The sequence below is a fragment of the Aquamicrobium sp. NLF2-7 genome (assembly GCF_022359935.1).
Taxonomy (GTDB): domain Bacteria; phylum Pseudomonadota; class Alphaproteobacteria; order Rhizobiales; family Rhizobiaceae; genus Mesorhizobium; species Mesorhizobium lusatiense.
Genome location: NZ_JAKSED010000001.1, coordinates 2,082,963 through 2,109,399 on the forward strand (window position 1 = coordinate 2,082,963; position 26,437 = coordinate 2,109,399).

The 26,437-nt window shown below is 63.6% G+C and carries 27 protein-coding genes and 1 pseudogene; 10 read left to right on the forward strand and 18 right to left on the reverse strand.

All coding sequences use genetic code 11. The annotated features are described in order from the left end of the window. The first annotated feature begins 45 nt into the window (after positions 1-45). Positions 46-1,239 carry a VWA domain-containing protein gene (locus MIC97_RS10375; RefSeq protein ID WP_239799949.1) on the forward strand — a complete coding sequence of 398 codons (1,194 nt, stop codon included), beginning with the start codon at positions 46-48 and terminating at the stop codon, positions 1,237-1,239. A 136-nt stretch (positions 1,240-1,375) separates the two neighbouring features. Continuing rightward, positions 1,376-1,780, forward strand: a complete 405-nt coding sequence (gene msrB / locus MIC97_RS10380) for a peptide-methionine (R)-S-oxide reductase MsrB (protein ID WP_183825430.1) — start codon at positions 1,376-1,378, stop codon at positions 1,778-1,780. A 70-nt stretch (positions 1,781-1,850) separates the two neighbouring features. Here the strand turns inward: msrB and MIC97_RS10385 are convergent. Together MIC97_RS10385 and MIC97_RS10390 are read right to left on the reverse strand one after the other, a co-directional pair. Next, positions 1,851-2,291 (reverse strand): annotated as a pseudogene (locus tag MIC97_RS10385) (FAD-dependent oxidoreductase); the annotation flags it as partial. Next, a complete protein-coding gene (locus MIC97_RS10390) occupies positions 2,276-3,025 on the reverse strand; it encodes an SDR family oxidoreductase (RefSeq protein WP_239799950.1) in 750 nt (249 codons plus the stop codon). The gene MIC97_RS10390 and the pseudogene MIC97_RS10385, both read right to left, overlap by 16 nt. A gap of 91 nt (positions 3,026-3,116) precedes the next feature. Between MIC97_RS10390 and MIC97_RS10395 the strand changes: the two genes are divergently transcribed. Continuing rightward, entirely contained in the window at positions 3,117-3,485 is a 369-nt protein-coding gene (locus MIC97_RS10395) for a helix-turn-helix domain-containing protein (protein WP_239799951.1), read from the forward strand. A 119-nt stretch (positions 3,486-3,604) separates the two neighbouring features. Here MIC97_RS10395 and MIC97_RS10400 read toward each other — a convergent pair whose 3' ends face one another. From MIC97_RS10400 to MIC97_RS10440, 9 genes are all read right to left on the reverse strand, one after another. After that, positions 3,605-4,861, reverse strand: a complete 1,257-nt coding sequence (locus MIC97_RS10400; protein WP_239799952.1) for a D-amino acid dehydrogenase — start codon at positions 4,859-4,861, stop codon at positions 3,605-3,607. Between the two features lie 34 nt (positions 4,862-4,895). Next, the gene (alr, locus tag MIC97_RS10405; RefSeq protein WP_239799953.1) at positions 4,896-6,029 is read right to left on the reverse strand and encodes an alanine racemase; all 1,134 of its coding nucleotides are present in this window, start codon (positions 6,027-6,029) and stop codon (positions 4,896-4,898) included. A gap of 314 nt (positions 6,030-6,343) precedes the next feature. Then, on the reverse strand, positions 6,344-6,874 hold the full coding sequence (locus MIC97_RS10410; protein WP_239799954.1) for an RNA pyrophosphohydrolase: 531 nt from the start codon (positions 6,872-6,874) through the stop codon (positions 6,344-6,346). Positions 6,875-6,996: 122 nt separating this feature from the next. Continuing rightward, positions 6,997-8,169 carry a divergent polysaccharide deacetylase family protein gene (locus MIC97_RS10415; RefSeq protein WP_239799955.1) on the reverse strand — a complete coding sequence of 391 codons (1,173 nt, stop codon included), beginning with the start codon at positions 8,167-8,169 and terminating at the stop codon, positions 6,997-6,999. 122 nt (positions 8,170-8,291) lie between these two features. Next, entirely contained in the window at positions 8,292-9,617 is a 1,326-nt protein-coding gene (locus MIC97_RS10420) for a S41 family peptidase (protein WP_239799956.1), read from the reverse strand. Between the two features lies 1 nt (position 9,618). Beyond that, positions 9,619-10,905: a murein hydrolase activator EnvC gene (locus tag MIC97_RS10425; RefSeq protein ID WP_239799957.1), complete on the reverse strand. Its 1,287-nt coding sequence runs from the start codon at positions 10,903-10,905 to the stop codon at positions 9,619-9,621. Positions 10,906-11,047: 142 nt separating this feature from the next. Next, complete coding sequence (rlmH, locus tag MIC97_RS10430; protein ID WP_239799958.1) at positions 11,048-11,557, reverse strand: 23S rRNA (pseudouridine(1915)-N(3))-methyltransferase RlmH; 510 nt, start codon at positions 11,555-11,557, stop codon at positions 11,048-11,050. Positions 11,558-11,584: 27 nt separating this feature from the next. Further along, positions 11,585-12,019 (reverse strand): ribosome silencing factor, encoded by a 435-nt coding sequence (gene rsfS / locus MIC97_RS10435; RefSeq protein WP_239799959.1) that lies wholly within the window; start codon positions 12,017-12,019, stop codon positions 11,585-11,587. A 195-nt stretch (positions 12,020-12,214) separates the two neighbouring features. Next, positions 12,215-12,598, reverse strand: coding sequence for a fimbrial protein (locus MIC97_RS10440; RefSeq protein ID WP_239799960.1), 384 nt, complete (start codon positions 12,596-12,598; stop codon positions 12,215-12,217). A 57-nt stretch (positions 12,599-12,655) separates the two neighbouring features. On the opposite strand from MIC97_RS10440, the gene MIC97_RS10445 reads away from it, so the two are divergent. Together MIC97_RS10445 and rpoH are read left to right on the forward strand one after the other, a co-directional pair. Further along, positions 12,656-13,666, forward strand: a complete 1,011-nt coding sequence (locus MIC97_RS10445; RefSeq protein WP_239799961.1) for an RluA family pseudouridine synthase — start codon at positions 12,656-12,658, stop codon at positions 13,664-13,666. 186 nt (positions 13,667-13,852) lie between these two features. Then, positions 13,853-14,764, forward strand: a complete 912-nt coding sequence (rpoH, locus tag MIC97_RS10450) for an RNA polymerase sigma factor RpoH (RefSeq protein WP_239799962.1) — start codon at positions 13,853-13,855, stop codon at positions 14,762-14,764. An 81-nt stretch (positions 14,765-14,845) separates the two neighbouring features. Here the strand turns inward: rpoH and MIC97_RS10455 are convergent, their stop codons facing one another. From MIC97_RS10455 to MIC97_RS10480, 6 genes are all read right to left on the reverse strand, one after another. Further along, positions 14,846-15,262, reverse strand: a complete 417-nt coding sequence (locus tag MIC97_RS10455; protein ID WP_239799963.1) for a GNAT family N-acetyltransferase — start codon at positions 15,260-15,262, stop codon at positions 14,846-14,848. A 134-nt stretch (positions 15,263-15,396) separates the two neighbouring features. Then, the gene (locus tag MIC97_RS10460) at positions 15,397-16,008 is read right to left on the reverse strand and encodes a class I SAM-dependent methyltransferase (protein ID WP_239799964.1); all 612 of its coding nucleotides are present in this window, start codon (positions 16,006-16,008) and stop codon (positions 15,397-15,399) included. Then, on the reverse strand, positions 16,001-16,519 hold the full coding sequence (locus tag MIC97_RS10465) for a ClbS/DfsB family four-helix bundle protein (protein WP_239799965.1): 519 nt from the start codon (positions 16,517-16,519) through the stop codon (positions 16,001-16,003). The genes MIC97_RS10460 and MIC97_RS10465 overlap by 8 nt, the downstream gene beginning before the upstream one ends. Before the next feature lie 128 nt (positions 16,520-16,647). Beyond that, entirely contained in the window at positions 16,648-17,307 is a 660-nt protein-coding gene (locus MIC97_RS10470; protein ID WP_183825472.1) for a peroxiredoxin, read from the reverse strand. A 167-nt stretch (positions 17,308-17,474) separates the two neighbouring features. After that, the gene (locus tag MIC97_RS10475) at positions 17,475-17,846 is read right to left on the reverse strand and encodes a cell division protein ZapA (protein WP_183825475.1); all 372 of its coding nucleotides are present in this window, start codon (positions 17,844-17,846) and stop codon (positions 17,475-17,477) included. 15 nt (positions 17,847-17,861) lie between these two features. Continuing rightward, positions 17,862-18,134, reverse strand: a complete 273-nt coding sequence (locus MIC97_RS10480; protein ID WP_183825478.1) for a DUF4164 domain-containing protein — start codon at positions 18,132-18,134, stop codon at positions 17,862-17,864. 244 nt (positions 18,135-18,378) lie between these two features. Here MIC97_RS10480 and tkt point away from each other — a divergent pair, with 244 nt between their 5' ends. The 4 genes from tkt to MIC97_RS10500 all read left to right on the forward strand — a co-directional run bounded on the left by tkt (position 18,379) and on the right by MIC97_RS10500 (position 24,004). Next, positions 18,379-20,370, forward strand: coding sequence for a transketolase (gene tkt, locus MIC97_RS10485; RefSeq protein ID WP_239799966.1), 1,992 nt, complete (start codon positions 18,379-18,381; stop codon positions 20,368-20,370). Between the two features lie 141 nt (positions 20,371-20,511). Further along, on the forward strand, positions 20,512-21,522 hold the full coding sequence (gene gap / locus MIC97_RS10490; protein ID WP_183825484.1) for a type I glyceraldehyde-3-phosphate dehydrogenase: 1,011 nt from the start codon (positions 20,512-20,514) through the stop codon (positions 21,520-21,522). 118 nt (positions 21,523-21,640) lie between these two features. Next, positions 21,641-22,840, forward strand: a complete 1,200-nt coding sequence (locus tag MIC97_RS10495) for a phosphoglycerate kinase (RefSeq protein ID WP_239799967.1) — start codon at positions 21,641-21,643, stop codon at positions 22,838-22,840. A gap of 138 nt (positions 22,841-22,978) precedes the next feature. Beyond that, entirely contained in the window at positions 22,979-24,004 is a 1,026-nt protein-coding gene (locus MIC97_RS10500) for a class I fructose-bisphosphate aldolase (RefSeq protein ID WP_239799968.1), read from the forward strand. Positions 24,005-24,128: 124 nt separating this feature from the next. Here the strand turns inward: MIC97_RS10500 and MIC97_RS10505 are convergent, their stop codons facing one another. After that, positions 24,129-26,012 carry a DEAD/DEAH box helicase gene (locus MIC97_RS10505; RefSeq protein ID WP_239799969.1) on the reverse strand — a complete coding sequence of 628 codons (1,884 nt, stop codon included), beginning with the start codon at positions 26,010-26,012 and terminating at the stop codon, positions 24,129-24,131. A gap of 194 nt (positions 26,013-26,206) precedes the next feature. Here MIC97_RS10505 and MIC97_RS25095 point away from each other — a divergent pair, with 194 nt between their 5' ends. Then, entirely contained in the window at positions 26,207-26,341 is a 135-nt protein-coding gene (locus tag MIC97_RS25095; RefSeq protein ID WP_275592334.1) for a hypothetical protein, read from the forward strand. Positions 26,342-26,437 lie beyond the last annotated feature (96 nt).

Below are 26,437 nucleotides of genomic sequence, written 5' to 3' on the forward strand. Positions count from 1 at the left end.
CTTGCCGCCATTTTACAATGCAGTGAAAAACGCTACAAAGCCGGCATGTTCATTCCCTTCTTCCTCGAACTGAAGGCCGCAAAAATTCCCGTCTCGCTCCGGGAATATCTGTCGCTTCTGGAAGGCATGGACGTGGGACTGGTCGACTACGATGTCGAGGGTTTTTACTATCTGGCGCGCGCCGCGCTGGTGAAGGACGAGCGCCATATCGACCGCTTCGATCAGGTGTTTTCGCATGTCTTCCGCGGCGTCGAGGCGGTTTCCGGCGAAGGCGGCATCGATGTTACCGATATGCCGGAGGAATGGCTGCGGCGGCTGGCCGAAAAGCATCTCTCCGAAGAGGAAAAGCGGCTTGTGGAAGCACTCGGCGGCTTCGAGAAGCTGATGGAGACGCTGAGAGAGCGGCTGGAAGAGCAGAAGGGCCGCCATCAGGGCGGCTCGAAATGGATCGGCACCGCCGGCACCTCGCCCTTCGGCGCCTATGGCTACAATCCCGAAGGCATCCGCATCGGCCAGCACGAAAGCCGCCACCGGCGCGCCGTGAAGGTCTGGGACAAGCGCGAATTCCGCAATCTCGACGATTCGGTGGAACTGGGAACCCGCAACATCAAGGTCGCCCTGAAGCGCCTGCGCCGCTGGGTGCGCGACGGAGCGGCCGAGGAGCTCGACCTGCCGGGCACCATCCACTCCACCGCCGAGCATGGTTATCTCGACGTGAAAACCCGGCCGGAGCGTCGCAACGCGGTGAAGCTTCTGATGTTCTTCGACGTCGGCGGCTCGATGGACGACCACATCAAAGTGGTCGAGGAACTGTTTTCGGCCGCCCGCACGGAATTCAGGCAGCTCGAATATTTCTACTTCCACAACTGCCTCTACGAAGGCGTGTGGAAGGACAATCGCCGCCGCCATGCCGAAGTGATCCCGACCTTCGACGTGCTCCACAAATACGGTTCCGACTACAAGGCAATCTTTGTTGGCGACGCCGCGATGAGTCCTTACGAGATCAGCCATCCGGGCGGCTCGGTCGAGCACTGGAACCCGGAAGCCGGGGCGGTGTGGCTGCAACGCGCGCTCGCCCAGTGGCCAAACGCCGTGTGGCTCAACCCCACGGCCGAAAAGCACTGGGGCTACACCTATTCGATCGGCCTTATCCAGGAGTTGTTCGGGCAGCGCATGTACCCGCTCACGCTGGCCGGGCTGGAAGCGGCGACAAAGCAGCTTGGCCGCGCCGTGCATTGATGCGGCTGGTCAGACCGGCCACGCGGTCCTATCTTTAAGAGAAATTCCAGCAGAAGTGCAAAGCGGTTTGCGTTCGGAATTGCGTCAGGACAAGCGCGCTGATCGATGAAGCGAACCGCGACGGCAGGAGATTTTCATGGAAACCACCACCTACCCCGTCACCCGCAGCGATGCCGAATGGCGCGCGCTGCTTTCGCCGGAACAATATGCGGTCATGCGCCAGCACGCCACGGAGCGGCCGGGAAGCTGCGCGCTGCTGCATGAGCACCGTGCCGGCGCCTTCCATTGCGCGGGCTGTGATGCGAAACTGTTCGAGGCCAACCTGAAATTCGAGAGCGGCACGGGCTGGCCGAGCTTCAACGATCCTGTTCCGGGTTCGGTCGGCACCACCACCGACCGCAGCCACGGCATGCTGCGCACCGAAGTGCACTGCGCTACCTGCGGCAGCCATCTCGGCCACGTCTTTCCGGACGGCCCGCCGCCAACCGGCCTGCGCTACTGCATCAACGGCATAGCGCTGAACTTCAAGTCGGCCGACTGACCGCCAACGACGCCGCGAATGAAAATGCCCGGCTGAGACCGGGCATTTCAACAGTCCTGTTTCCCGTGAATCAGGCCGCGTAGCGCTGGGGTCCCAGCGCGCTGGCGTCGATATCGGGCTTGCGGCCGGACATGATGTCGGCCAGCACCCGCGCCGAGCCGCAGGCCATGGTCCAGCCCAGCGTTCCGTGGCCGGTGTTGAGGTAGAGATTGGCGTATTTCGAGGCACCGATGATCGGCGGTCCATCCGGGGTCATCGGCCGCTGCCCGGTCCAGAAGGTCGCTTGGCTGATGTCGCCCGCACCGGGGAACAGGTCGGTCACCGAATGCACCAGCGTATCGCGGCGGGCATCGCTCAGATTGAGATTGTAGCCGGAAATCTCCGCCGTGCCGCCGACGCGGATGCGGTCGCCGAGACGGGTGATGGCGATCTTGTAGGTCTCGTCCATCACGGTCGATTCCGGTGCGCGTGACGCATCGACAATCGGCACCCCGCTCAGAGATTGCCCACGCCGCCGTCGACCAGCAATTCCGATCCGACGACAAAACCGGACTCGTCTGATGCGAGGAAGACGGCCGCGCGGGCCAGCTCCCACGGCTTTCCCATGCGCCCGACAGGAACAAGGTCGCGGATTTCCTGCCGTAGTGCCTGCTCCCCTTTGGGCGGTAAGCCCAATTTCGCCAGAGCCGGTGTTTCAGTCGGGCCCGGAATCAGGCCGTTGACGCGGATACCACGTGAGATCAGCTCACCGGACAGGGTTCGCGCCAGCGATGCCAACCCCGCCTTGCTGGCAGCATAGATGCTGCTTTGCGGCAAGCCGATATGCGCGCTGACAGAGCCGCACAGGATGATCGACGATGGATTGGGCATCAGCGGCAGAAGGTTCTGGATCAGGAAGAACGGCCCCTTCAGATTGATCGCCATGATCCGGTCATAGGTCGCCTCATCCCATTCGCCCATAGGGCGGTGGGTGACATCTCCGGCATTGATGTAGAGAACATCCAGCCTCGGCCACCTCCGCTCCAACTCGTTGCGCAGATTCGCTTGTCCGGCGATGTCGCCGGAATCGTTGCGAATGAGGTGCACCGAGGACCCGAGTTCGCGACCTGCCTGCTCAAGCCCGGCGGAGCTCCTTCCTGTGATGGCGACCGTCGCGCCTTCTTCCAGAAACTGGCGGGCCGTTTCCAGCCCGATCCCGCTCGTTCCGCCTGTTATCAGCGCATATTTATCCTTCAATCGTGACATGGTTCGTCCTTTCTCTGTCGGGAAAGAGGAATTGCCATGCTTGGTACCCTAATGATAGTAGGCACCAAAACGGTACTGAAGAGAAATCGAGATGAGTGATTCAATTCGCGAAAGCCGGGCAACAGAACAGCCGGGTCACTCCGTCCAGCGCTGCCCGATGGTCGACTTCGTCAATCTGGTTTCGGGAAAATGGGCAATTCCGATCCTCTACCGGCTGATCGTGACCGCCGGCCCTATCCGGTTTGGCGAATTGCAGCGCGCCGTGGCGCCCATCACGCAAAAAGAGCTGACCCGTCAGCTGCGATTGTTCGAAAAGCGGGGGTTGGTGGTGAGAACGATATATCCGGAGATGCCGCCGCGTGTGGAATACGAAGTAACGGAGCTTGCCATGACATTGCAGAGCACGCTGGATTCTCTGGCGGGCTGGATGAACGCTCATGGTTCCAGACTGCGCGGCTAACGCGCCTTCCCCATACGATTTTTACGTCCAAAGATCGGACGGACCACAAATTCATGCAGAAACGCCCCCGCGATTGTCATCATGCGAGGGCGTTCAGATTCTGAGGTGGGCCTGCTGGATCAGGCCGCGTAGCGCTGGGGTCCCAGCGCGCTGGCGTCGATGTCGGGCTTGCGGCCGGACATGATGTCGGCCAGCACCCGCGCCGAGCCGCAGGCCATGGTCCAGCCCAGCGTTCCGTGGCCGGTGTTGAGGTAGAGATTGGCGTATTTCGAGGCACCGATGATCGGCGGTCCATCCGGGGTCATCGGCCGCTGCCCGGTCCAGAAGGTCGCCTGGCTGATGTCGCCCGCACCGGGGAACAGGTCGGTCACCGAATGCACCAGCGTATCGCGGCGGGCATCGCTCAGATTGAGATTGTAGCCGGAAATCTCCGCCGTGCCGCCGACGCGGATGCGGTCGCCGAGACGGGTGATGGCGATCTTGTAGGTCTCGTCCATCACGGTCGATTCCGGGGCGCGTGACGCATCGACGATCGGCACGGTGATCGAATAGCCCTTGACCGGATAGACCGGGATCGGCTGGCCAAGCTTGCGCATCCAGATCGGCGAATACGAGCCCAGCGCCATGACATAGCTGTCGGCGCTGCGCTTGCCGGCGCTGGTGTTGACGCCGGTGATCTTCCCGCCGGACGTCTCGATGCCGGTGATGGAAACGCCATATTCGAACTTCACACCGGCTGCGGTCGCGATTTCCGCCAGCCTTTCGGTGAACATCTGGCAGTCGCCGGTCTCGTCGCCGGGCAGGCGCAGGCCGCCGACGAACTTGCCGCGCACATTGCCGAGGCCGGGTTCGACGGCGATGCAGCCTTCGGGGTCGAGCACCTCGAAGGGAACGCCGGTCTGCTTCAGCACCTCGACATCGCCACCGATGCCGTCGAGCTGCTTCTGGGTGCGGAACAGCTGGAGCGTGCCCTGCATGCGTTCATCATAGGCGATGTTGGTGCGCGAGCGCAGATCCTTCAAAACATCGCGACTGTATTCTGCGATCGGCACCATGCGCGACTTGTTGAGTGCGTAGCGCGCATCGGTGCAATTGCGCAGCATCTTCATCATCCAGGCATACATGTGCCAGTCGAGCGTCGGCTTCAGCACCAGCGGCCCATGCTTCATGGTCAGCCATTTCAGCGCCTTGACCGGCACACCCGGCCCTGCCCATGGTGACGAATAGCCGGGCGAAACCTCGCCCGCATTGGCGAAGGAGGTTTCCAGCGCCGGACCGCTCTGACGGTCGATGACCGTCACGTCATGGCCGGCCTCACTGAGGAAATACGCTGTGGTAACGCCGATGACGCCGCTGCCGAGGACCAGTACTTTCATGCTCTACTCCCGAAAAATCTGTGGCCCGGCTGGATCACGCGCCGACATAAATGCGATGGAAACGGTGGCCGAGGCTGGTGAGCACCTCGTAGGCGATGGTGCCGTAGGAGCCGGCCACATCGTCGATGGTCTGGTCGGCATCGATTATGTCCACCAGATCGCCGGGCCGCAGCGCGCCTTCCGGCAGGGTGGAAATGTCGAGGATGATCGAGTCCATGGACACCCGACCGATAAAAGGCAGTTCGATACTGTTGAAGCGGGCGGCGGATGCCGCGCAGCGGTGCCAGCCATCGGCATAGCCGAGCGAAATCGTGGCGAGGCACTGCACGCCAGCGGCGGTTGCCGTGTGGCCGTAGCCGATCCCGGCCCCCTGCTCCACCGTGCGCGTCTGGATCACCTTGGACTGAAGGCGGATCACCGGCAGCATCGGATTTTCCGCACCCGGCGTCGGGTTGATGCCGTAGAGAGCCGCACCCGGCCGCGCGATCTGGTGATGATAGCCTTCGCCAAGGAAAATCCCGGACGAATTGGCAAGCGAGGCAGGCGCGTCCGGCAGCATGGCGCGCAGGCGGTCGAATTCCCGGCGCTGCGCCTCATTGGCCGGATGATGCGGCTCGTCGGCGCAGGCGAGATGGCTCATCACCAGCCTGAGGTCGATGCCCTCCAGCGCCTTTGGATCGGCTGCAACCGCCTCGACTTCCCGTGGCAACATGCCGAGCCGCGACATGCCGCTGTCGACCTGAAGAGCCGCCGGCAGGGAATGTCCTGCGGCTTTGGCGGCTTCACGCCATGCGCCAAGCTGTTCGGTGCTGTTGAGCACGGCGATCAGGCCTGCGGCAACCGCATCGGCCTCCGCACCGGGAGGCAGCCCGTTCAGCACATAGATGGCGGGGCCGGTGCCGATGGCGGCGCGCAATGCAATGCCTTCGCCGACATGGGCCACGAAGAAGGTATCGCAGCCCTCCTGCATCAGGGCGCGGGCGACACGGTCCGCGCCCAGCCCATAGCCGTCAGCCTTGACGACGCCAGCACATTTCCTGTTGCCGAGCCTCGCCTTCAGGCGGCGATAATTCTCACGGATTGCGCCGAGATCGATGGTCAGGACGGAGCCGGCATCGGCCGCCGGATCGGTCGCAACGGCCTTGTATCCACGCGGAACCTGATTCATGTCTTCCACCCGGTATTCTTTCGCAAATATGCGCCGACAGCGCACTTAAATGCTTGTAACACCGATCATGCGCACATTCCTTGCGAATATATGCATCATATTAGCGGATCATTCGATCAGAAAGGCCGTGCAGTATCGATTCCGCACGGAAATGCTGCATTCACCAAAAAGGCCGAAAACCTGTCGGTTTCCGGCCTTCATCCGGGGATACGGGAATGATTATGCGGCCAGAGCATTTTGCAGTCAGACGGAATCGTCTGACGTGGCACAAATGCGGCCAGGCAAAACATACTGGAGCAGCGGGGCTGCGTTCGTCAGAACGCCCGCTGCTCCAGATGGCGGAAGGCGCTCACCACATCCTCATAGACCCTGCGCTTGAAGGGCACGATCAGCTCGGGCAGCCTGACCATGGGAAGCCAGTCCCAGCGGTCGAATTCGGCAGTGTTTCCTGCCGGCGGCGGATTGATGCGGATCTCGCTTTCATCGCCCTCGAAGCGGAAGGCGAACCAGCGCTGCATCTGCCCGCGATAGCGCCCCTTGAAGGCGAGCCCGACCAGTTCGGGCGGCAGGTCGTAGCGGAACCAGTCCGGAGCCTCGGCCAGCAGCGAGACGCTCTTCATGCCGGTTTCCTCGAACAGTTCGCGGTGCGCCGCCGCCAGCGGCTCCTCGCCCTTGTCGATGCCGCCCTGCGGCATCTGCCACAGCATGTCGGAGCCGGTGGTTTCGTCATCGGGCTCAGGGAGCCGGTGCCCGGCCCACACCAGCCCCCGGCTGTTGAGCACCATGACGCCCACACAGGGGCGGTATGGCAGGGTTTCGGGATCGACGAGCTTTTTCTTCGGCATGGTGCGGCCTTTCTCCGGGCTTAAAGCGTGTCGCGATCTTTCCGATTCGCTCCCTGCGCTTCAAATTCCTTTTTTACGCATGTCGCTGTCCCGAAACCGGTTCCCACTTTCGGGCGACATGCTCAGCGTTTCTCCGGATCGTTGGCGACGGCGGAAACGGGCACGATCTCGATGCCGCGCATCTTCGCTTCATCGACCCATGCGGCCACGGCGTCAACCGTCAGGTCGAAAGCCGAGCCGATGCCGATGGCGCTGCCCTTGGCCCGGGCGGTGGCCTCCAGCTCGTCGAGCTTCTTCAGGATCGCGGTGCGATCCTGCACGGCATCGATCTGGGTATCGGCAATCGCGAGCGGCATGCGTTCCTGCGCGGCAAGCTCCGGCGCGCGGCTGCGGGCGGAAGAGCCGTCGTCGAGATAGCCGAGACCGCGCGCGGCCAGTTCGCGCATGACGGGGCCAAGTGCCTGCTCGTCGGCGGTAAAGCGCGCGCCCATATAGTTCATCACCGTGGTGTAATTGGTCGTGCGCGACAGCACGCGGCGCATGGCTTGCAGATTGTCGTCTGGGGCGGCATCCACGGTCAGCGTGTTGCGGCCCGGATCGACATTGGGATAGTCGAACGGCTCCATCGGCAACTGCAGGACGATTTCGTGCCCCTTGCGGCGTCCTTCCTGCATCCAGCGGCCGACCGAATTGCCCCCCGAGGCGAAAGCCAGCGTCACCTCCGCCGGCAGCTTTGCGATGGCTGTCTGCGTGCCGGTCTGCGAGACGGCGAGACCGCCGATGATGATGGCGACACGCGCGCCTCGCGCGCCGGACCATGGCCGCGCATAGACGTCGAAGGGCCGCCTGCCGTCCGCCGCGCGTTGCGGCAGCGGGCCGGTTTCGCTGTCCTCCACCAATGCCCGGTCCGGCAGATGGGCGACCCGCAGATCCTGTTGCAGGGCGGAAGGATCGCGCACGACAATGCCGCCGCCCTCCGCTGTGCCCCCCTCCCCGGCACGGGGCTGCACGCGGATGATCTGCGCCCCGCCCGGCTGCCTCGTAACCTGTGTTTCGGTGCGGGGCGGCTGCGCGTTCGGAACCGGATTTTCGGGCACGGCGACCACTTCGGGCTGGCGGAAGGGCTGCTCGCGCAATGCGATCATGGCCGAGGCGCCCACCACCACCAGTGCCGCCAGCCCGACCAGCACGCTGCCCGCCGGAATGCGGAACCGGCCAGCGCCTCGGAAATCGTCGCCGGCGCGCGGTTTCTGCCCCTGCCCGAGCGGCCGGTCGATGTCCTTCTGATCTGGCAAGCGGCATCCCCCCGAATCAAACCTGAATCAAAACTGCCGGAACCTCGCGGTTCCGGCAGGATGACATTGCATGGCGCGGATGAACAGGTCCGCGAAGCCGCCCGGCCCTACTGCCGGCGCTCCTACTGGTTGAGGACGGCCTTGTCGGGGTTCGGCGGGAAGGCCGGATCGGTCTTCTTGCCCCGCAGCAGGTCCAGCGCGTAGTTGAGCTGGATGTCGTCCTTGGCTTCCGGCGGCACATAGGCGACGGAGCCTGAACCGGCATCCTCTTCATCGGCGCCCTTGATGTGGCCCTTGAGGTCCGATTCGCCACGGGTCAGGTCGCGGCCCTGCAATTCCGGCGGCAACGGCTGGTCAACCTTGATGTCGGGCGCGATGCCCTTGCCCTGGATCGACTTGCCCGACGGCGTGTAATAGAGCGCCGTGGTCAGCCGGAGCGCGCCATTCTCGCCGAGCGGAATGATGGTCTGCACCGATCCCTTGCCGAAGGACTGGGTGCCGACAACGGTGGCGCGGCGCAGATCCTGAAGCGCGCCAGCAACGATTTCCGAGGCGCTGGCCGAACCGCCATTGATGAGCACCACGACCGGCTTGCCGTCGATCGAATCGCCGGGCTTGGCATCGAAGCGGGTCACGTCCTTGGGATCGCGGCCACGGGTCGAAACGATCTCGCCACGGTCGAGGAAGGCGTCGGAAACGCTCACCGCCTGATCGAGCAGGCCACCCGGATTGAGGCGCAGGTCGAGCACATAGCCCTTGAGCTTGTCCTTCGGGATGTCCTTTTTGATCGAGGCAATGGCGGCCTCGAGGTCGTCATAGGTCTTCTCGGTGAAGGAGGTGATCTTGATGTAGCCGACATCGTCCTCGGCGCGGAACTTCACCGCCTGCACCTTGATGATGTCGCGCACGATCTTTATTTCGAGCGGCTTGTCGGCGCCCTCGCGCAGGATCGTCAGCGTGATCGGGGTGGACACTGGTCCGCGCATCTTCTGCACGGCGTCATTGAGGGTCAGGCCGCGCACTTCCTCGCCGTCGATCTTGGCGATGAAGTCGCCGGCCAGCACGCCGGCCTTGGCGGCGGGCGTGTCGTCCATCGGGCTGATCACCTTGACGAGGTCGTTTTCCATGGTGACCTCGATGCCGAGACCGCCGAACTCACCCTTGGTCTGCACGCGCATGTCCTGCGCGGCTTCCGCGTTCATGAAGGAGGAATGCGGGTCGAGCGAGGTAAGCATGCCGTTGATGGCGTTCTCGACCAGTGCCTTGTCGTCGGGCGGCGTCACATACTGGGCGCGCACGCGCTCGAAGATGTCGCCGAAGATGGCGAGTTGCTTGTAGGTTTCCGCGCCGGCGGCATTCGCCGCCGTTCCCGGAACGCCATAGACAAGGCTCATGGCGGAAGCGCCCATCAGCGCACCGGCAAACAGGAGCGAGAGTTTCCGCATCATTTCACGTCCTTCCAGAAACACGGTCCGCCCACCAGGGGGTCGGGTCAACGGGTTTACCATCCTTGCGGAACTCGACATAGAGCTCCCGCGTGGCTTTCGCATCCTGTGTCGCAGAGGTGCTTGCCACCCTTGCTTCACCCATCGCGCCAATCGGCTCGCCCGCGAGAACGGACTGGCCCGACGCGACGGTCAGTCTGTTCATCCCCGCCAGAACGACATGATAGCCGCCGCCGGCATCGAGGATCAAGAGTTGTCCATATGAACGGAACGGCCCCGCATACAGTATTTCCCCGTCGACCGGGGCCGTGACGATGGCGCCCGATTGTGTCGCAACCATGTCGCCCTGCATCACTGAGCCGTTACCGTCATTGGCGCCGAAGCGGCGCTTTACCTGACCTGTCACCGGCAGTGCGATCTGCCCCTGCAGCGAGCGGAATGGAATGCGCTCCAGCAGGCGATTGGCATCCGGAACAGGCAAAGCAGCGATGCGCGCCTCCTCCTCGGCCCTGCGTTTCGCCTGCCTGTCGAGTGATTCGACCAGCTCCTTCAGGCTGCGGGCCTTTGCCGCCAGTTCCTGCGCGTTCTGCTGCTCGGCCTCGATCGCGGCCTGCGTTTCGGCCTGGAACTTCCGGCGCGCTTCCAGAAGCATGTTCAGCCGCTGCTTTTCGGCCAATTGCTCGGTCACGGAGGCCGTCAGCCGCGCGCGCTCGGCCTCGATGGAGGCGGTGACGCGCGAATGCTCCTTCAGGTCCGCCATCAGCTTTTCGGTCTCGTGGCGCAATTCGGGAACCACGGCCCCCAGAAGAATGGCGCTGCGCACCGAGGCCAGCGCATCTTCCGGCCGGACCAGTATGGCCGGCGGCGGATTGATGCCCATGCGCTGCAGGGCGCCAAGCACCTCGGCCAGCACATCGGCCCGCTCGGCCAGCGAAGCGCGGATGCGCGCATCCTGCATCTTCAGGTCTTCCAGCTTGGTGCCGATATCCTCGATATCCTGGCCCAGCTTCTGCTCGGTCTTGGCCGACTGGATGAGCGCTGCGGTGATCGAGGCGTAATCCTTGCGCACGGAAGCGATGTCGGCGGCGAGCTTTGCCAGCCGCTCGGAAGACAGGCTGATTTCCTTCGTCACCTGTTCGTATTCGCTGCGTTTCGCATCGATTTCAGGCGCTTCCTGCGCGGCATCCTCCGGCGCGGCGTGGCCAAAAGCGCAGGATGCCAGCAGCGTCAGCGCTGCCAGCAGATGGCGGGCACCATGCGGCCCCGGTTGCGGTCTCGAGCGCTCATCCATGCGGGAGCGACAGTAGCGGCGGCATCGTTAACGAATCATCAACCATGTTTGCGGGTTTCGCAGTCCGGCCTGCGCCCGGCTCTGCTGGTGACGGCAGAATGGGGCGAAAATCCGGGCGAAGCCGCCTCATCTGCCGTGATTCTCAGGAGCGATGATAGGGGTGTCCGGCAAGGATGGTGGCTATACGGTAGAGCTGTTCGCCCAGCATGACGCGCACCAGCTGATGCGGCCATGTCAGCGCGCCGAAGGAGACGATCAGTTCCGCCTCGTTGCGCAACGCCTCGCTGTGGCCGTCCGGGCCGCCGATCGCGACGACCAGCGCCTTGCGGCCATTGTCGCGCTTGGCACCAATGCGCCGGGCGAGTTCTTCCGACGAAAAGCTTTTTCCTCGCTCGTCGAGCAGCAAAAGCGCGGCGCCGGCCTGCCCTCCCGCCAGGCCCCCCGGCTGTCTGGCATGGGCAAGCAGCTTATGGCCTTCCTCGCGCTGGCGCTCGTCCACGGTCTGGCCGCGCCCTTCGGGAATTTCGGTGATGCCGCCGAATTCGAGGCCGACGGCAGGGCCGCTGCGGGCGAACCGCTCGTAATAGCGGTCGCCAAGCTCCTTCTCGGGGCCGGACTTCATACGGCCCACGGCGTGTACGATGAGTTTCATGCCCGCCCTAAAGCGGGACGCGCCCTGTCAGTGGAGCGTCCCGTCCTCCAGATCCGGCGCCTGCCACATCTTCTCCAGATTGTAGAACTCACGAACTTCCGGACGGAAAATGTGGACGATGACATCACCCGAATCGATCAGCACCCAGTCGGCGCCGGACAATCCCTCCACGCGCGCATTGCCGAGGCCGGCATCCTTGAGCGCGGTGAGCAGGTGATCGGCAACAGCCGCGACATGACGGTGCGACCGGCCCGATGCAATGACCATGTGGTCGCCGAGGCTCGATTTGCCCTGAATGTCGATGGGGATGATGTTTTCGGCCTTGGAGTCTTCCAGACTGGCAAGGACGATGTCGAGGGCGCGGGGCTGGCTGACGCCTATCCCGGCCGGCGAAGGCGCGATGTCGGCCTTCTTCCGAAGTGCTGTTCTCAGTGTCTTTCCTTTCGCAACAAGAACAACCATGCCGCCTGCACATCAGGCGACAGGTGAAAGATAGGCAGAGTCGCATTGCAGTTTCAAGACGACCCGGCGCTGCGCGCGCAGAAGTGATCGGGCTGAAGCGTGTCGCGATCTTTCAGATTCGCTTCCGACGCTTCAGGTTCCTGTTTTACGCATGTCGTTGCCCCGAAACCGGTTCCCACTTTCGGGCGACATGCTTTATCGGTTTCTGATGGTGAAACGCCCGACCAGCCTTTGTTCGGCAATGTCGTAGACGAACAGCATGCGCTCGCCGCCGGCCAGCTCTGCATCCAGCGAAATGCGATTACCGGAAATCGACTGCGACACGATCCGCGCGCCGACCGGAAGCACGATGTCGCCTTCCGTGGCCTGCCCGGCGGGCGCCTGTATGTCGCCTGCCGGGGCTGCGACCTGCGGTGCGGATGTCCGGGATTTGTAGACAAGGGCCGCGATCACCACCATAAGGGCGAGAAACAGAATGCCGAGATTGACGCCCATGAAGCGGACCATCTTGCGGCGTACCTTCTCGATGGAAGGGTCAAGCGGCTTGTCTTCGTCTTCTTCGGCTTCAGGCCGGGTCATGGCAGGGTCCGCAACTGTTTCTCTGGATCGGGCGGTCATAACGAAGTGGATGCGGGATTGATAGAGGGTGAGCAGGCACGGTTCGTCGCGGATGCCGACGCAAGCGGCCAGAGGCTCGACCAGTGGCTGGCCGCCCGGCTGGCGCCGAACCTCTCACGCAGCCGCGTGCAGGCCCTGATCAGACAGGGCGCGGTTCTCATCGACGGCGTGGCAGCGGGCGAACCGAAACGCAAGCTGGCGGCCGGCGAACAGGTCGAGATCGCCATGCCGGAGCCCGAACCTGCCACCCCGCAGGGCGAAGCCATCCCTCTCGACATTCTTTATGAGGACGACGAGCTGATCGTCGTCAACAAGCCGGCCGGACTGGTTGTGCATCCGGGGGCCGGCAACTGGACCGGCACGCTGGTCAACGCGCTGATCCACCATTGCGGCGACAGCCTCTCCGGCATCGGCGGCGTGAAGCGTCCGGGCATCGTCCACCGCCTCGATAAGGACACCTCCGGCGTCCTGGTGGTGGCCAAGACCGACCGCGCCCACAAGGCGCTGTCGGAAGCCTTTGCCGACCATGGCCGCGATGGCGATCTCGAGCGCGCCTATGTCGCACTGGTCTGGGGCATTCCCGAACGCCTGTCCGGCACCGTCGATGCCCCGCTCGGCCGTGCAGCCGACCGGGTGCGCCGCGCCGTGGTGCCGCAAACCCGCGACGATGCCCGTCATGCCATCACCCATTACAGGGTCGAGGAACGGTTTGGCGAAGGCCAGACACAATATGCGCCGGCAAGTCTCATCGAATGCCGTCTTGAAACCGGCCGCACCCACCAGATCAGGGTGCACATGGCCCATATCGGTCACCCCGTGGTGGGAGACCCGGACTACGGGCAGGCCTTCCGCACCAAGGCCAACCGCCTTCCCGATGCTCTGAAGGCGGCGGTTCTGGCCTTTCCGCGGCAGGCGCTGCATGCGCGCCTGCTTGCATTCCGCCACCCCGCCACCCATATGATGATGACGTTCGAGGCGCCGCTGCCTGCGGATATGGCCGCTCTGGTGAACGGCTTTCGCCAACTCTGAACCTGCCATCAAAAAACCTGACTCGCCTTGTTCACTTCGTCGTGACAGTCTGTTTCGCATTGAACAAATGCGTGCGTTTCTGGTTTTGTTCCTGTATAGATTGTCCCTGCGGATGTGCGCATTCCGGCATCCGCGCCACATGCCCGCCGCGTTTCGGGGGCATCGCTCTAGAGAGGAGGGTGCTTTATGGCCCAGTCACTACCCAGTATCGTTTCCGGCGAAGGCGGCCTGACCCGCTATCTGGAAGAAATCCGCCGCTTCCCCATGCTCCAGCCGCAGGAAGAGTACATGCTCGCCAAGCGCTACAATGAGCATGGCGACACCGAGGCCGCCCACAAGCTCGTCACCAGCCACCTGCGTCTCGTTGCCAAGATCGCCATGGGCTATCGCGGCTACGGCCTGCCGATCGGCGAGGTCATCTCCGAGGGCAATGTCGGCCTGATGCAGGCGGTCAAGAAATTCGAGCCGGAGCGCGGCTTCCGGCTGGCCACCTATGCCATGTGGTGGATCAAGGCTTCGATCCAGGAATACATCCTGCGTTCGTGGAGCCTCGTGAAGATGGGCACCACCGCCAATCAGAAGCGCCTGTTCTTCAACCTGCGCAAGGTGAAGGGCAAGATTCAGGCGCTGGACGACGGCGACCTGAAGCCCGAGCAGATCGCGGAGATCGCCACGCGTCTCAACGTCTCCGAAGAGGAAGTGGTTTCGATGAACCGCCGCCTGTCGGGCGACGCCTCGCTCAACGCGCCAATCCGCGCCACCGAAGGCGAGAGCGGCGAATGGCAGGACTGGCTGGTCGACGACAGCGAAAGCCAGGAAGAGATGCTGATCGAGCAGGACGAGCTGGAGAACCGCCGCAAGATGCTGGCGGGCGCCATGTCCGTTCTGAACGACCGCGAGCGGCGCATCTTCGAGGCGCGCCGCCTTGCCGAGGAACCGCTGACGCTGGAAGAGCTGTCCGGCGAGTTCGACATCAGCCGCGAGCGCGTGCGCCAGATCGAAGTGCGTGCCTTCGAAAAGGTGCAGGACGCGGTCAAGGCCGAGGCCAAGCGTCAGTTGCAGGCCCTGCGCACTATCGAGGCGCAGCCTGCGGCCTAACGGCCCGAATTCGGAAAAAGCAGACGGCGCTCCCCGGAGCGCCGTTTTTGTTTGCGCAAAAGCCCGCCCGGTGTCTGCGGGTCAGGGCACCTTGAAGGCCATGCCAAGGGATCGTGGCGCGGTTTCGCGAAACCCGAACTGCTCGTAGAGCCTGTTTGCCGGGACGTCGGCAATCAGGCTGACATAGGCCGATGAGGGAAGTGCGGCCTTCACATGCTCCATGAGCGCCGCCATGATGGCTTTGCCGAGCCCATGCCCCTGATGCTCAGGCTCCACCACGATATCGACGATCTGAAAAAAGCAGCCCCCATCGCCGATCAGCCGTCCCATGCCGACGACCGCGTCGCCCTTCATGACCAGAACGGCGAAAAAGGTGCCTTCCAGCCCGGCACCGGCAGCTTCACGGGAAAAGGCGCTCAGGCCCCCGGCGGCGCGCAGGCGCATGTAATCTTCGACGGAAGGGGTCCGGGCAACGACCCGATAGCCGGCGGAAGCCATATTGATCTGCCTTTGATTTGCGTACGCGTGAATGGCGGCTTTGACACGAAACCTGTCATGAACGCCGGTCCATCACAAGACAACACCAATGTTCCGGTGCGGAAGGACCGGCCTGAAAAGTCAGGCCGTCACCTTCACCCTTCCCTTCTGGCAAGCCAGACGGTCGCGTCACCGCAGGCCGGATCATTCCCGACATGCCTCAGAAGGGTAAACCCGTTGCGGGCCAGCAGCGCCCGATATTCGTCCGCATCGAGGCTGGCGTGATAAAGCGGACCGCCTGCAAAGCTGCCGATTGCCTCGCCATGGGTCGTGCCGCTGGTGAACATCAGTGCCGCCCCCGGCGCCGAGAGCCGGCCAAAATGCCCGAACATCGCCGGCTGATCTTCCGCCGGAAGGTGAAAGAAGCTGTGCCAGGCAATCAGCCCATGGAATTTGTCCGTCAACGAAAGGGTGCGCATATCCTCGACGATCCAGCGGTGATCGGGGAAAGCCGATCTCGCCCGGTCGATCAGCGCCGCCGCTCCATCCACGCCGGTCACCCGGCACCCCTGCCCGATCAGCCAGCGCGCGACGGGAACGCCGGAGCCGCAGCCAATGTCCAGCACTTCCTTGCCAGCCACGGGCATCGCCGCCAGAAAAGCCGAAAGCCACGGCTGCTCCGTCAGGGTCGTGCCGCGCAGGCTTTCCCATTCCGCAACATTGCGGTCGTAAAGGTCGATGACATTGCGGGAAGATGGGTCAGCCATGCGCCTGACCGCCCGCCGCGCGCCATTTCCGCAGGCGGGCATGCGCATTGGCGTAGGGCGAGGACGTATTGAACTGGATCATCCGTCCCATGGTCCACTTGCCATACCAGGCGCGTCCGTAAAGCTCGGCGTCATCCCGGAATTCGACGGCGTGAACGATCTCCTCTTTGGCGGTTTTCAGCCGCTCCAGAAGTTGCGGATAGGGAATGCCTTCATAATCGGCGTAGAATTTTCCGGCGAGCCGGCCAAGCTCGTTCCATTTGAAACCCGTTTCCGGGAAATCGACCGGCAGGCCGGCTGCATCCCGCTCCAGCCATTTCAGGACCAGCTGGTTCCATCCGATGAGATAGGCCACGAGGTCGCAGACGCTCATCAGCGTGTCCCGCACATGGCCCTCCATGGTGCGCTCCCCGGCTTTTGCCGGATCGACAAGCGCCAGATCGGCAAAAACCCGGTCGAAGCGCGAATTGATCGCCTTCAGCAATTCGCCCTTGCTGAGCGGAATACCCATTATGCCATGTCCCTGCATCCGGATGCCCGGCACGCATAGCACGTCTGCTTGCGGGCCCGCTTGATCCGGAACAAAAAACGCCGCGAGGCCGGTCCGGCTTCGCGGCGTTTGAGAATGAGCCGAACCGGTCAGGCGGCCGGCTGCTTCGTCTTGCGGATATAGGGCAGGATCGTTTCGTAGGAGCCGAAACGCCTGACCGCGTCCTCATTGGAAACGGCCGCGGTGATGATGACGTCGTCACCCTGCTTCCAGTCGGCCGGCGTCGCCACCTGATGCTTTGCGGTGAGCTGGATGGAATCGATGGCGCGCAGGATCTCCTGGAAATTGCGGCCGGTCGACATCGGATAGGTGAGGATCAGCTTGATCTTCTTGTCCGGCCCGATGACGAACACCGAGCGCACCGTGGCGTTGTCGGCGGGCGTGCGCCCCTCGCAGCTGTCGCCGGCCTCGGCTGGCAGCATGTCGTAGAGCTTGGCCACCTTGAGATCGGTGTCGCCGATGAGGGGGTAGTTGACCGCATGGCCGGTCACCGTGCGGATGTCATCCTTCCAGCGCTCATGGCTTTCCACCGGATCGACCGAAATGCCGACGATCTTCGCATTCCGCTTTGCGAACTCATCCTCAAGCCCGGCCATGGTGCCGAGTTCGGTGGTACAGACCGGCGTGAAATCCTTCGGATGGGAGAACAGCACAGCATAACCGTCGCCGATCCACTCATGGAAACGGATTGCGCCCTGCGTTGTATCGGCCGTGAAATCAGGCGCGGTGTCGTTGATGCGAAGGCTCATGACCTTGTCCCTGCCTTGTTGTCTGAAAATAGGATGGACGAAGTCTAACGCGCGATGGCCCGCTTCAGAAAGAAAGCCGATGCCGGGCGGTCATGATTTCTGAAAAATCACACTCAAAATGCGCCGATTTAAGGTAGAAACTTCCAAATAGAGGGGGATTGGAAATTTCAGACCTCTTCCTTGCGTGTGTTCAGTGTGGCGGCCAGCATTTCCATGCGCCCGGCGAGCGTGCCCAGCGCACCGGTGAGGGCTGCGTCGTTCTTGTCGGCCTTGTTGAGGGCGTCATCGCGCGTCTTGCGCAATGTCACGATCTCGCTTTCCATGCCTTTGAGACGCTTCTGCAATTCCGACAGTTCGTCCATCACCATGATGCCGGCCATCACCGTCAGCCGCTGATCGCCGATTTCGCCGAAGGATTCCTTGAGATGGAGGACATAGCGGTCGAAACGCTCGGCGAGACCGATCAGGTGTTCTTCCTGACCCTCGTCGCAAGCCATTCGGTATTGCTTGCCGTCGATCGAAACCGTCACCTGGGCCATTGCGACACTCCCGAACTACCTGTCCAGTACCGCGCGTATGGTTTCCATAGCGGTTACCAGACGCCGCGACACTTCCTTGTTGGCTTCTTCGAGCCGCTCGGCGCGGGCTTCCGAATTGTCGAGTTCCTGCGCCAGCCGCGAACGGTCCGCGTTCATCCGCTGTACCTCGGCTTCCGCCTCGGCATAGTCGCGTTCATTTTCGAGCCGGGCTGCGACCGCGTTCTCGAGGCTTTCCATGGCCTTGCCCAGACGGGCGATGACCTCCTTGAGCGTGGTGTCCCCGGTCATGGCTCATATCCCATTATGCGCATCACCGAATCGTACGCGTTCAGAACGCGTTATCTCCGAAACATTAAGCTCCGGGTGAACCATGCGTCAACAAAGCTCTCATCCTGTCCCCCGCTAACGCTGCGCGGGACTGCGTCCAATCGGCCGAAACGCCATGAAAACGCACCGATTTGTTGACTTCAAGGCGTCGCCTGCTATGTGTCGCCCCACCCCTTTTCCCTGCCCAGATCCTGCTGGAGGAACCATGCCCTCGCGCGAACAACACGACCGGATGGCGAATGCGATCCGCTTTCTTTCCATGGATGCGATCGAGAAGGCCAATTCCGGCCATCCGGGGCTTCCGATGGGCTGCGCCGACATCGCCACGGTGCTTTTTACCCGCTACCTGAAGTTCGATGCGAAAAAGCCGCACTGGGCCGACCGCGACCGCTTCATCCTGTCGGCTGGTCACGGCTCGATGCTGCTTTACTCGCTGCTCTATCTGACCGGCTATGAGGATATCACCCTCGACGAGATCAAAAATTTCCGTCAGCTCGGTTCGCGCACGGCCGGCCACCCCGAATACGGCCATGCCGCCGGCATCGAGACGACCACCGGTCCGCTCGGCCAGGGCATCGCCAATTCGGTCGGCTTCGCGCTCGGCGAGCGCATCATGAATGCGGCCTTCGGCAACGATCTGGTCGACCACTACACCTATGTGCTGGCCGGTGACGGCTGCCTGATGGAAGGCATCAGCCAGGAAGCGATCTCGCTTGCCGGGCACCTGAAGCTCAACAAGCTGATCGTCTTCTGGGACGACAACAACATCTCCATCGACGGCCCGGTGACGCTGTCCGACAACACCGATCAGGCGGCCCGCTTCGCCGCTTCGGGCTGGAACACGGTGAAGATCGACGGCCATGATCCGGAAGCGATTGCAGCCGCCATCGAAGCCGCGCGGAAATCCGACCGCCCGACGCTGATCGCCGCCAAGACCACCATCGGCTTCGGCGCCCCGACCAAGGCAGGCACCAACAAGGTGCACGGCTCGCCGCTCGGCGCCGACGAGATCGCCGCCACCCGCAAGGCGCTCGGCTGGTCCTATGAGCCGTTCGAGGTTCCGGCCGACGTGCTGGACGCCTGGCGCGCCGCCGGCGCGCGCGGTGCCCAGACACGTGCTGCATGGGAAGAGCGCCTCGGCAAGGTTGATGCCGGCCAGCGCGCCGAATTCGAGCGTCGCATGGCAGGCGCGCTGCCGGCCGGTCTCGACAAGGCCATCGCCAACTACAAGAAGAAGCTGGCCGAGGACAAGCCGAAGGTCGCCACCCGCAAATCGTCGGAAATGGCGCTGGAAGTCATCAACGGCGTGCTGCCGGAAACCATCGGCGGCTCGGCCGACCTGACCGGCTCCAACAACACCAAGACCAGCCAGACCAAGGCGATCACGCCCGATAACTACGGCGAGCGCTATATCCACTACGGCATTCGCGAGCTTGGCATGGCGGCTGCCATGAATGGCCTTGCCCTGCATGGCGGCGTCATTCCCTATGGCGGCACCTTCATGTGCTTCTCCGACTATGCGCGCCCGGCCATGCGTCTGGCCTCGCTGATGGGCATCCGTTCCATCTTCGTCATGACCCATGACTCCATCGGTCTCGGCGAAGACGGCCCGACCCACCAGCCGGTCGAGCATCTGGCCGCCCTGCGCGCCATTCCCAACCACAATGTGTTCCGTCCGGCCGACGCGACCGAGTCGGCCGAGTGCTGGCAGATCGCTCTGGAAACGGAAAAGACCCCGTCGACGCTGGCGCTGACCCGCCAGAACCTGCCGGCAGTGCGCACCACCTATGTGGAAGAGAACCTCTCCGCACGCGGTGCCTACGAGCTGGCCGCCGCCGAAGGCGGTGAAGCTGCGGTGACCATCTTCGCCACCGGCTCCGAGGTCGAGATCGCCCTCAACGCCCGCGACCTGTTGCAGGGCCACGGCCATCCGACCCGCGTCGTCTCGGCCCCCTGTCTCGACATCTTCTGGCAGCAGGACGAGGCTTACCGCGCCGCCACGATCGGCACGGCAAAGGTTAAGGTTGCGGTCGAGGCCGGCATCCGTCAGGGCTGGGACGCTGTGATCGGCACCGACGGCCTCTTCGTCGGCATGACCGGTTTTGGTGCCAGCGGCACCATCGAGCAGCTCTACGCGCATTTCGGCATCACCGCCGAGGCTGTGGCGAAGGCTGCGGAAGGCCGGCTGCACGGCTGATCTTCGCGCAATCGGGAGTCAGGCGCTGGTAAGTTGTGGACCAGAGCCTGGCTAATCGATTTGAAGCAGATGGCGGGCAATGGATTCCGGAGCCCGCCTCCCTTATGAACGGCAGGGATTTTCCCGCTTCAGGAGACGGACATGACTTTGAAGGTTGCCATCAACGGATTTGGCCGCATCGGCCGCAATATCGTGCGCGCCATTTATGAGAGCGGCCGCAAGGATATCGACGTTGTCGCCATCAACGACCTCGGCCCGGTCGAAACCAATGCGCATCTGCTGCGCTACGATTCCGTGCATGGCCGCTTTCCGAGCGAAGTGAAGGTCAATGGCGACACCATCTCGGTCGGCTCCGACTCCTTCAAGGTGTTCGCCGAGCGCGATCCGTCGAAGCTGCCGTGGGGCGAGCTTGGCGTCGACATCGTGCTGGAGTGCACCGGCATCTTCACCTCGAAGGAAAAAGCCTCGGCTCACCTCGCCGGCGGCGCCAAGCGCGTCATCGTCTCGGCCCCGGCCGATGGCGCTGACCTCACCGTCGTCTACGGCGTGAACCACGACAAGCTGACGAAGGACCATATCGTCATTTCCAACGCCTCGTGCACCACCAACTGCCTGGCGCCGGTCGCCAAGGTGCTCAACGACGCCTTCGGCATCGAGAAGGGCTTCATGACCACCGTGCACGCCTATACCGGCGACCAGCCGACGCTGGACACCATGCACAAGGACCTCTACCGCGCCCGCGCCGCTGCCGTCTCCATGATCCCGACCTCGACCGGTGCAGCCAAGGCCGTCGGCCTCGTGCTGCCGGAACTCAAGGGCAAGCTGGACGGCGTGTCGATCCGCGTGCCGACCCCGAACGTCTCGGTCATCGACTTCAAGTTCGTGCCGAAGCGCAACGTCACCGTCGAAGAGGTCAATGCCGCTCTGGTCGCTGCCGCCGATGGCCCGCTGAAAGGCATTCTTGCCTATACCGACGAGCCGCTGGTCTCCATCGACCTCAACCACAACCCGGCGTCCTCTACCTTCGCGCTTGACCAGACCAAGGTCATCGAAGGCAATCTGGTGCGCGTCATGTCGTGGTACGACAACGAATGGGGCTTCTCCAACCGCATGGCCGACACGGCCGTCGCGCTGGGCAAGACCATCGCCTGAACGGCATTAACGTAATGAAACGCCCGGCTTTGCCGGGCGTTTTGCTTTGTGTCATAAGCCTTGCATGGCAATGCCGGCCTCGGGGCTCCGGCGCATTTCTTGAGAGGGTGATTTTCACATGACAGCTGGCTTCAAGACGCTGGATGACATCGGCTCCATAGCCGGCAAACGGGTGCTCGTGCGCGTCGATCTCAATGTGCCCATGGCGGATGGCAAGGTTACCGACGCCACCCGCATCGAACGCGTCGGCCCGACCATTGCCGAACTGTCCGGCAAGGGCGCGAAGGTCATCCTGCTTGCCCATTTCGGCCGCCCCAAAGGTGAGGCGAACGCGGACTTCTCGCTGGAGCCGGTGGCGAAAGCGACGGCCGAAGTGCTCGGCCGCGCCGTTGGCTTCGCCGGCGACTGCATTGGCGAAAAAGCTGCGGGCGCAATTGCCGCCATGAAGGACGGCGACGTGCTGCTTCTGGAAAACACCCGTTTCCACAAGGGTGAAGAAAACAACGATCCTGATTTCGTGAAGGCGCTGGCCGAAAACGGCGACATCTATGTCAACGACGCCTTTTCCGCCGCCCATCGCGCGCATGCCTCCACCGAGGGGCTGGCGCATATATTGCCGGCCTATGCGGGCCGCACCATGCAGGCAGAGCTGGAAGCGCTGGAAAAGGGCCTTGGCAACCCGGTCAAGCCGGTGGTCGCCATCGTTGGCGGCGCAAAGGTTTCCACCAAGATCGACCTGCTCATGAACCTCGTGAAGAAGGTCGACGCGCTGGTCATCGGCGGCGGCATGGCCAACACCTTCCTTGCCGCGCGCGGCACTGAGGTCGGCAAGTCGCTGGCCGAGCATGATCTGGCCAAAACGGCAAAGCAGATCATGATCGAGGCGGCCGAGGCCGGCTGCGCGGTCATCCTGCCCGCCGATGGCGTCGTGGCCCGTGAGTTCAAAGCAAATGCCCCGAACGAAACCGTCGCCATCGATGCCGTACCCGCCGACGCCATGATCCTCGACGCAGGCGCGAAGAGCATCGAAGTGATCAATCAGTGGATCGACCGTGCAGCAACGCTGGTCTGGAACGGCCCGCTCGGCGCCTTCGAGATCGAGCCCTTCGACCGCGCCACGGTTGAGGCCGCGCGCCATGCCGCAGGCCGCACCCGCGAGGGCAGGCTGGTCTCGGTCGCCGGTGGCGGCGACACGGTGGCCGCGCTCAACCATGCGGGGGCCGCCGACGATTTCACCTACGTCTCCACCGCGGGCGGCGCCTTCCTGGAGTGGATGGAAGGCAAGCCGCTGCCGGGCGTCGAGGTTCTGAAGCGCTGATACCCACAGCTTTCGCCCAAAAGGCGGAAACGGTGAACTTTCAATCGATTAGGACTTTGGCGCGGCATTCCTTTGCCGGGCCGGGTCTGCTATGCGGCCGGCATGCTTTCCAGCCCGCACCTTTTTGAGGAGTGATACATGAGCGAACGTCTTGAGGATATCGCGGCGGCCATGGTGGCCGACGGCAAGGGCATTCTTGCAGCCGATGAAAGTTCCGGAACGATCAAGAAGCGTTTCGACGCGATCAATGTCGAATCCACGGAGAACAATCGCCGCGACTATCGCGAGCTGATGTTCCGCTCGGAAGAAGCGATGACGAAGTACATCTCCGGCGTCATCCTCTTCGACGAAACGATCCGCCAGAAGGCCGCCGACGGCACGCCGCTGGTCGATGTCATCCGCGCCGCCGGTTCAATCCCCGGCATCAAGGTCGACGCCGGCGCCAAGCCGCTGGCCGGCTTCCCCGGCGACACCATCACCGAAGGCCTCGACGGCCTGCGCGAGCGCCTAGCCGAGTATTACAAGCTCGGCGCCCGGTTCGCCAAGTGGCGCGCGGTCATCGACATCAACGATGAAGAGGCCGTTCCCTCCGGCTACGCCATCGACGCCAACTGCCATGCGCTGGCCCGCTATGCGGCGCTGTGCCAGGAAGCCGGCATCGTGCCGATCGTCGAGCCGGAAGTGCTGATGGACGGCTCGCATGACATCGACACCTGCTATGACGTCACCAAGGTCACGCTGCTCCAGCTCTATGCCGAGCTGAACGCTGCCGACGTGGTTCTGGAAGGCACGATCCTCAAGCCGAACATGGTCATCGCCGGCAAGAAGTCGGGCACCAAAAACTCGCCCGAGGAAGTGGCCGAAAAGACCATCAAGCTGTTCCGCGAGACGGTTCCGGTTGCCGTTCCGGGCATCGCCTTCCTGTCGGGCGGCCAGTCGGACGAGGAGGCCACCGCCAACCTCAACGCCATCAACGCCATTGGTCCGCATCCGTGGAAGCTGACCTTCTCCTACGGCCGCGCCCTTCAGGCCGCGCCGCAGAAGGCATGGTCCGGCAAGGTGGAAAACGTCGCCGCCGCGCAGGCTGCCTTCACCCACCGCGCCCGCATGAACTCGCTTGCAGCGCTGGGCAAGTGGGAAGCCAGCCTCGAAAAGGCCGGCTGAGCGCCCCGCGCATAAGCACGCAGCCTTTGTGCGAACAAAAAAGCCCCGGTCATGCCGGGGCTTTTTCTTCACGGGCGCAGCGCCCGTCATGATAGCTGACGGGCAAACTGAAGGCGCTGATGCCTCAATCGGATTTCGGCCGCTTCGGCTTCTTTGCCGGCTTTGCGGCGCTGCCCTTCTCGAATTTCGGCTTGGCCGGCTTCTTGCCGGCCCATGGCTTGTCAGCTCCCGGCTTATCGCCCGCCGCCTTGTCTGCCCACGGCTTGCCACCGGCCTCAGCGAATTTCTTCTTCGCCGGACGATCGTCATTGCCTTTGTCGTATCCGCCCTTGCCGCGGTGCGGCTTCTTTTCCGGACGCGGGGCGCGATAGGCGCTGCGCGCAAAATCCGGTTCGCCGTCCACCGCCTCGACGCGGATGTTGCCCTGAATGGTCATATGCGGCCCCAGCGCTTCCACGAATGCATCGGCGCTGTCGGCGGAAATCTGGACGAAGGTTTCCTCCGGCTGCATGCGGATGGCGCCGATCTCACGCTTGGTGAGATTGGCGGTGCGGCACAGCATCGGGATCAGCCAGCGCGGCTCGGCATTCTGCTTGCGGCCGACCGACAGCGAGAACCAGACGCTGTCGCCGAAATCGTCCCGCGATTTCGACGGCGTTCCGGCATGGCCGCCTGCCTTGCCGGCGGCCGGCAGCGGCCCGCTTTCCGACAGATATTCCGGCGCGGAGCGTCCGGAGCGGCTGAGGCGCAGATAGGCCGCCGCCATCTGCTCTGGACCGAAGCGGTCGAGCAGGGTGGTAACGAAATCGCGCTCACCTTCGCTGACCGGCTCCGACAGGGCCGGATCGACCAGCATGCGCTCATTGTCACGCGCGACAACCTCGTCAGCGGACGGCGGCCGCGCCCATTCGGCCTCGATGCGCGCAGCCTGCAGCACCCGCTCGCAGCGCCGGCGCGCCGGGTGCGGCACGATCAGGGCGCTGATGCCCTTGCGCCCTGCCCGGCCCGTACGGCCGCTGCGATGCAGCAGCGTGTCGGGATTGGAGGGCAGGTCGGCATGGATCACCAGTTCAAGGCCTGGAAGATCGATGCCGCGCGCCGCCACGTCGGTGGCGATGCACACCCGCGCCCGCCCGTCGCGCATGGCCTGCAAGGCATGGGTGCGCTCGTTCTGGCTGAGTTCGCCCGACATGGCGACGACGGAGAAATTGCGGTTGTTCAGCCGGGCAGTGAGATGGTTCACGGCCGCGCGTGTGTTGCAGAACACGATGGCGTTGCGCGCCTCGTAGTAGCGCAGCACGTTGACGATGGCGTTGTCACGGTCGGAAGGGGACACCAACAGCGCGCGATATTCGATGTCGTGATGCTGCTTCTGCTCGCCCGCCGCGGCGATGCGCACGGCATCGCGCTGGTATTCCTTCGCCAGCGTTGCGATGGCGCGCGGCACGGTGGCCGAGAACATCAAGGTGCGGCGCTCGACCGGCGACGAACCGAGGATGAATTCCAGATCCTCGCGGAAGCCGAGGTCGAGCATCTCGTCGGCCTCGTCCAGCACCACGGCTGCGAGGCCGGAAATGTCGAGCGCGCCACGGGTGATGTGATCGCGCAGACGGCCGGGCGTGCCGACGACGATATGGGCGCCGCGTTCCAGCGCCCGCCGCTCGGTGCGCATGTCCATGCCGCCGACGCAGGTGGCGATCGAAGCGCCCGCGAATTCGTAGAGCCAGACAAGTTCGCGTGCCACCTGCAGGGCAAGCTCGCGGGTCGGGGCGACCACCAGTCCAAGCGGTGCACCCGCCGCCCCGAAGCGCTCGGCCCCGCCAAGCAAGGTCGGAGCCAGCGCCAGCCCGAAGGCCACCGTCTTGCCGGAGCCGGTCTGCGCGGAAACCAGCGCGTCGGACTGCCCCAGTGCCGGATCGAGCACGGCCTTCTGCACGGGCGTCAGTTCGGAATAACCGCGCTTTTCCAGCGCTTCGGCCAGCGCGGGCGCGATACCATCAACCATCATCGTCGTCTTTCGGAATACAGGGCCTGTCGCGGCCTTCACTAAGTGCAAAGCCGGCCTCCTGGGGGCAAACGCCCGCACGGCCGGAAACGAAACTGCGCTGCTCCTACTGCGCAACGCGGCCATTGTACAGAGCGCGCGCAATTGACTCTTGACGCAAAACGCGTAAAAGCGCCACCGAACAGGACGTTTCCACCATGCGCGGCCTTACCATGGCTCTTCTCGCACGCGGTCTTTTCAGCCGCGAGACCCCGGCTCCCGCCGGGCGCATGATCGCGTCGCTGCTTTCGACCAAAACCACGGCCAAAAAAACGACCGCCACCACGGTCTGACCTCCCTTGGCCTGCTCGCCCTCTCCCCGGGTCCGGCCCGAGGGAGGCGGGACCCGCGAATGGCCGGCGGGTTTCTCCAAGCAAAACAAGCGGAGA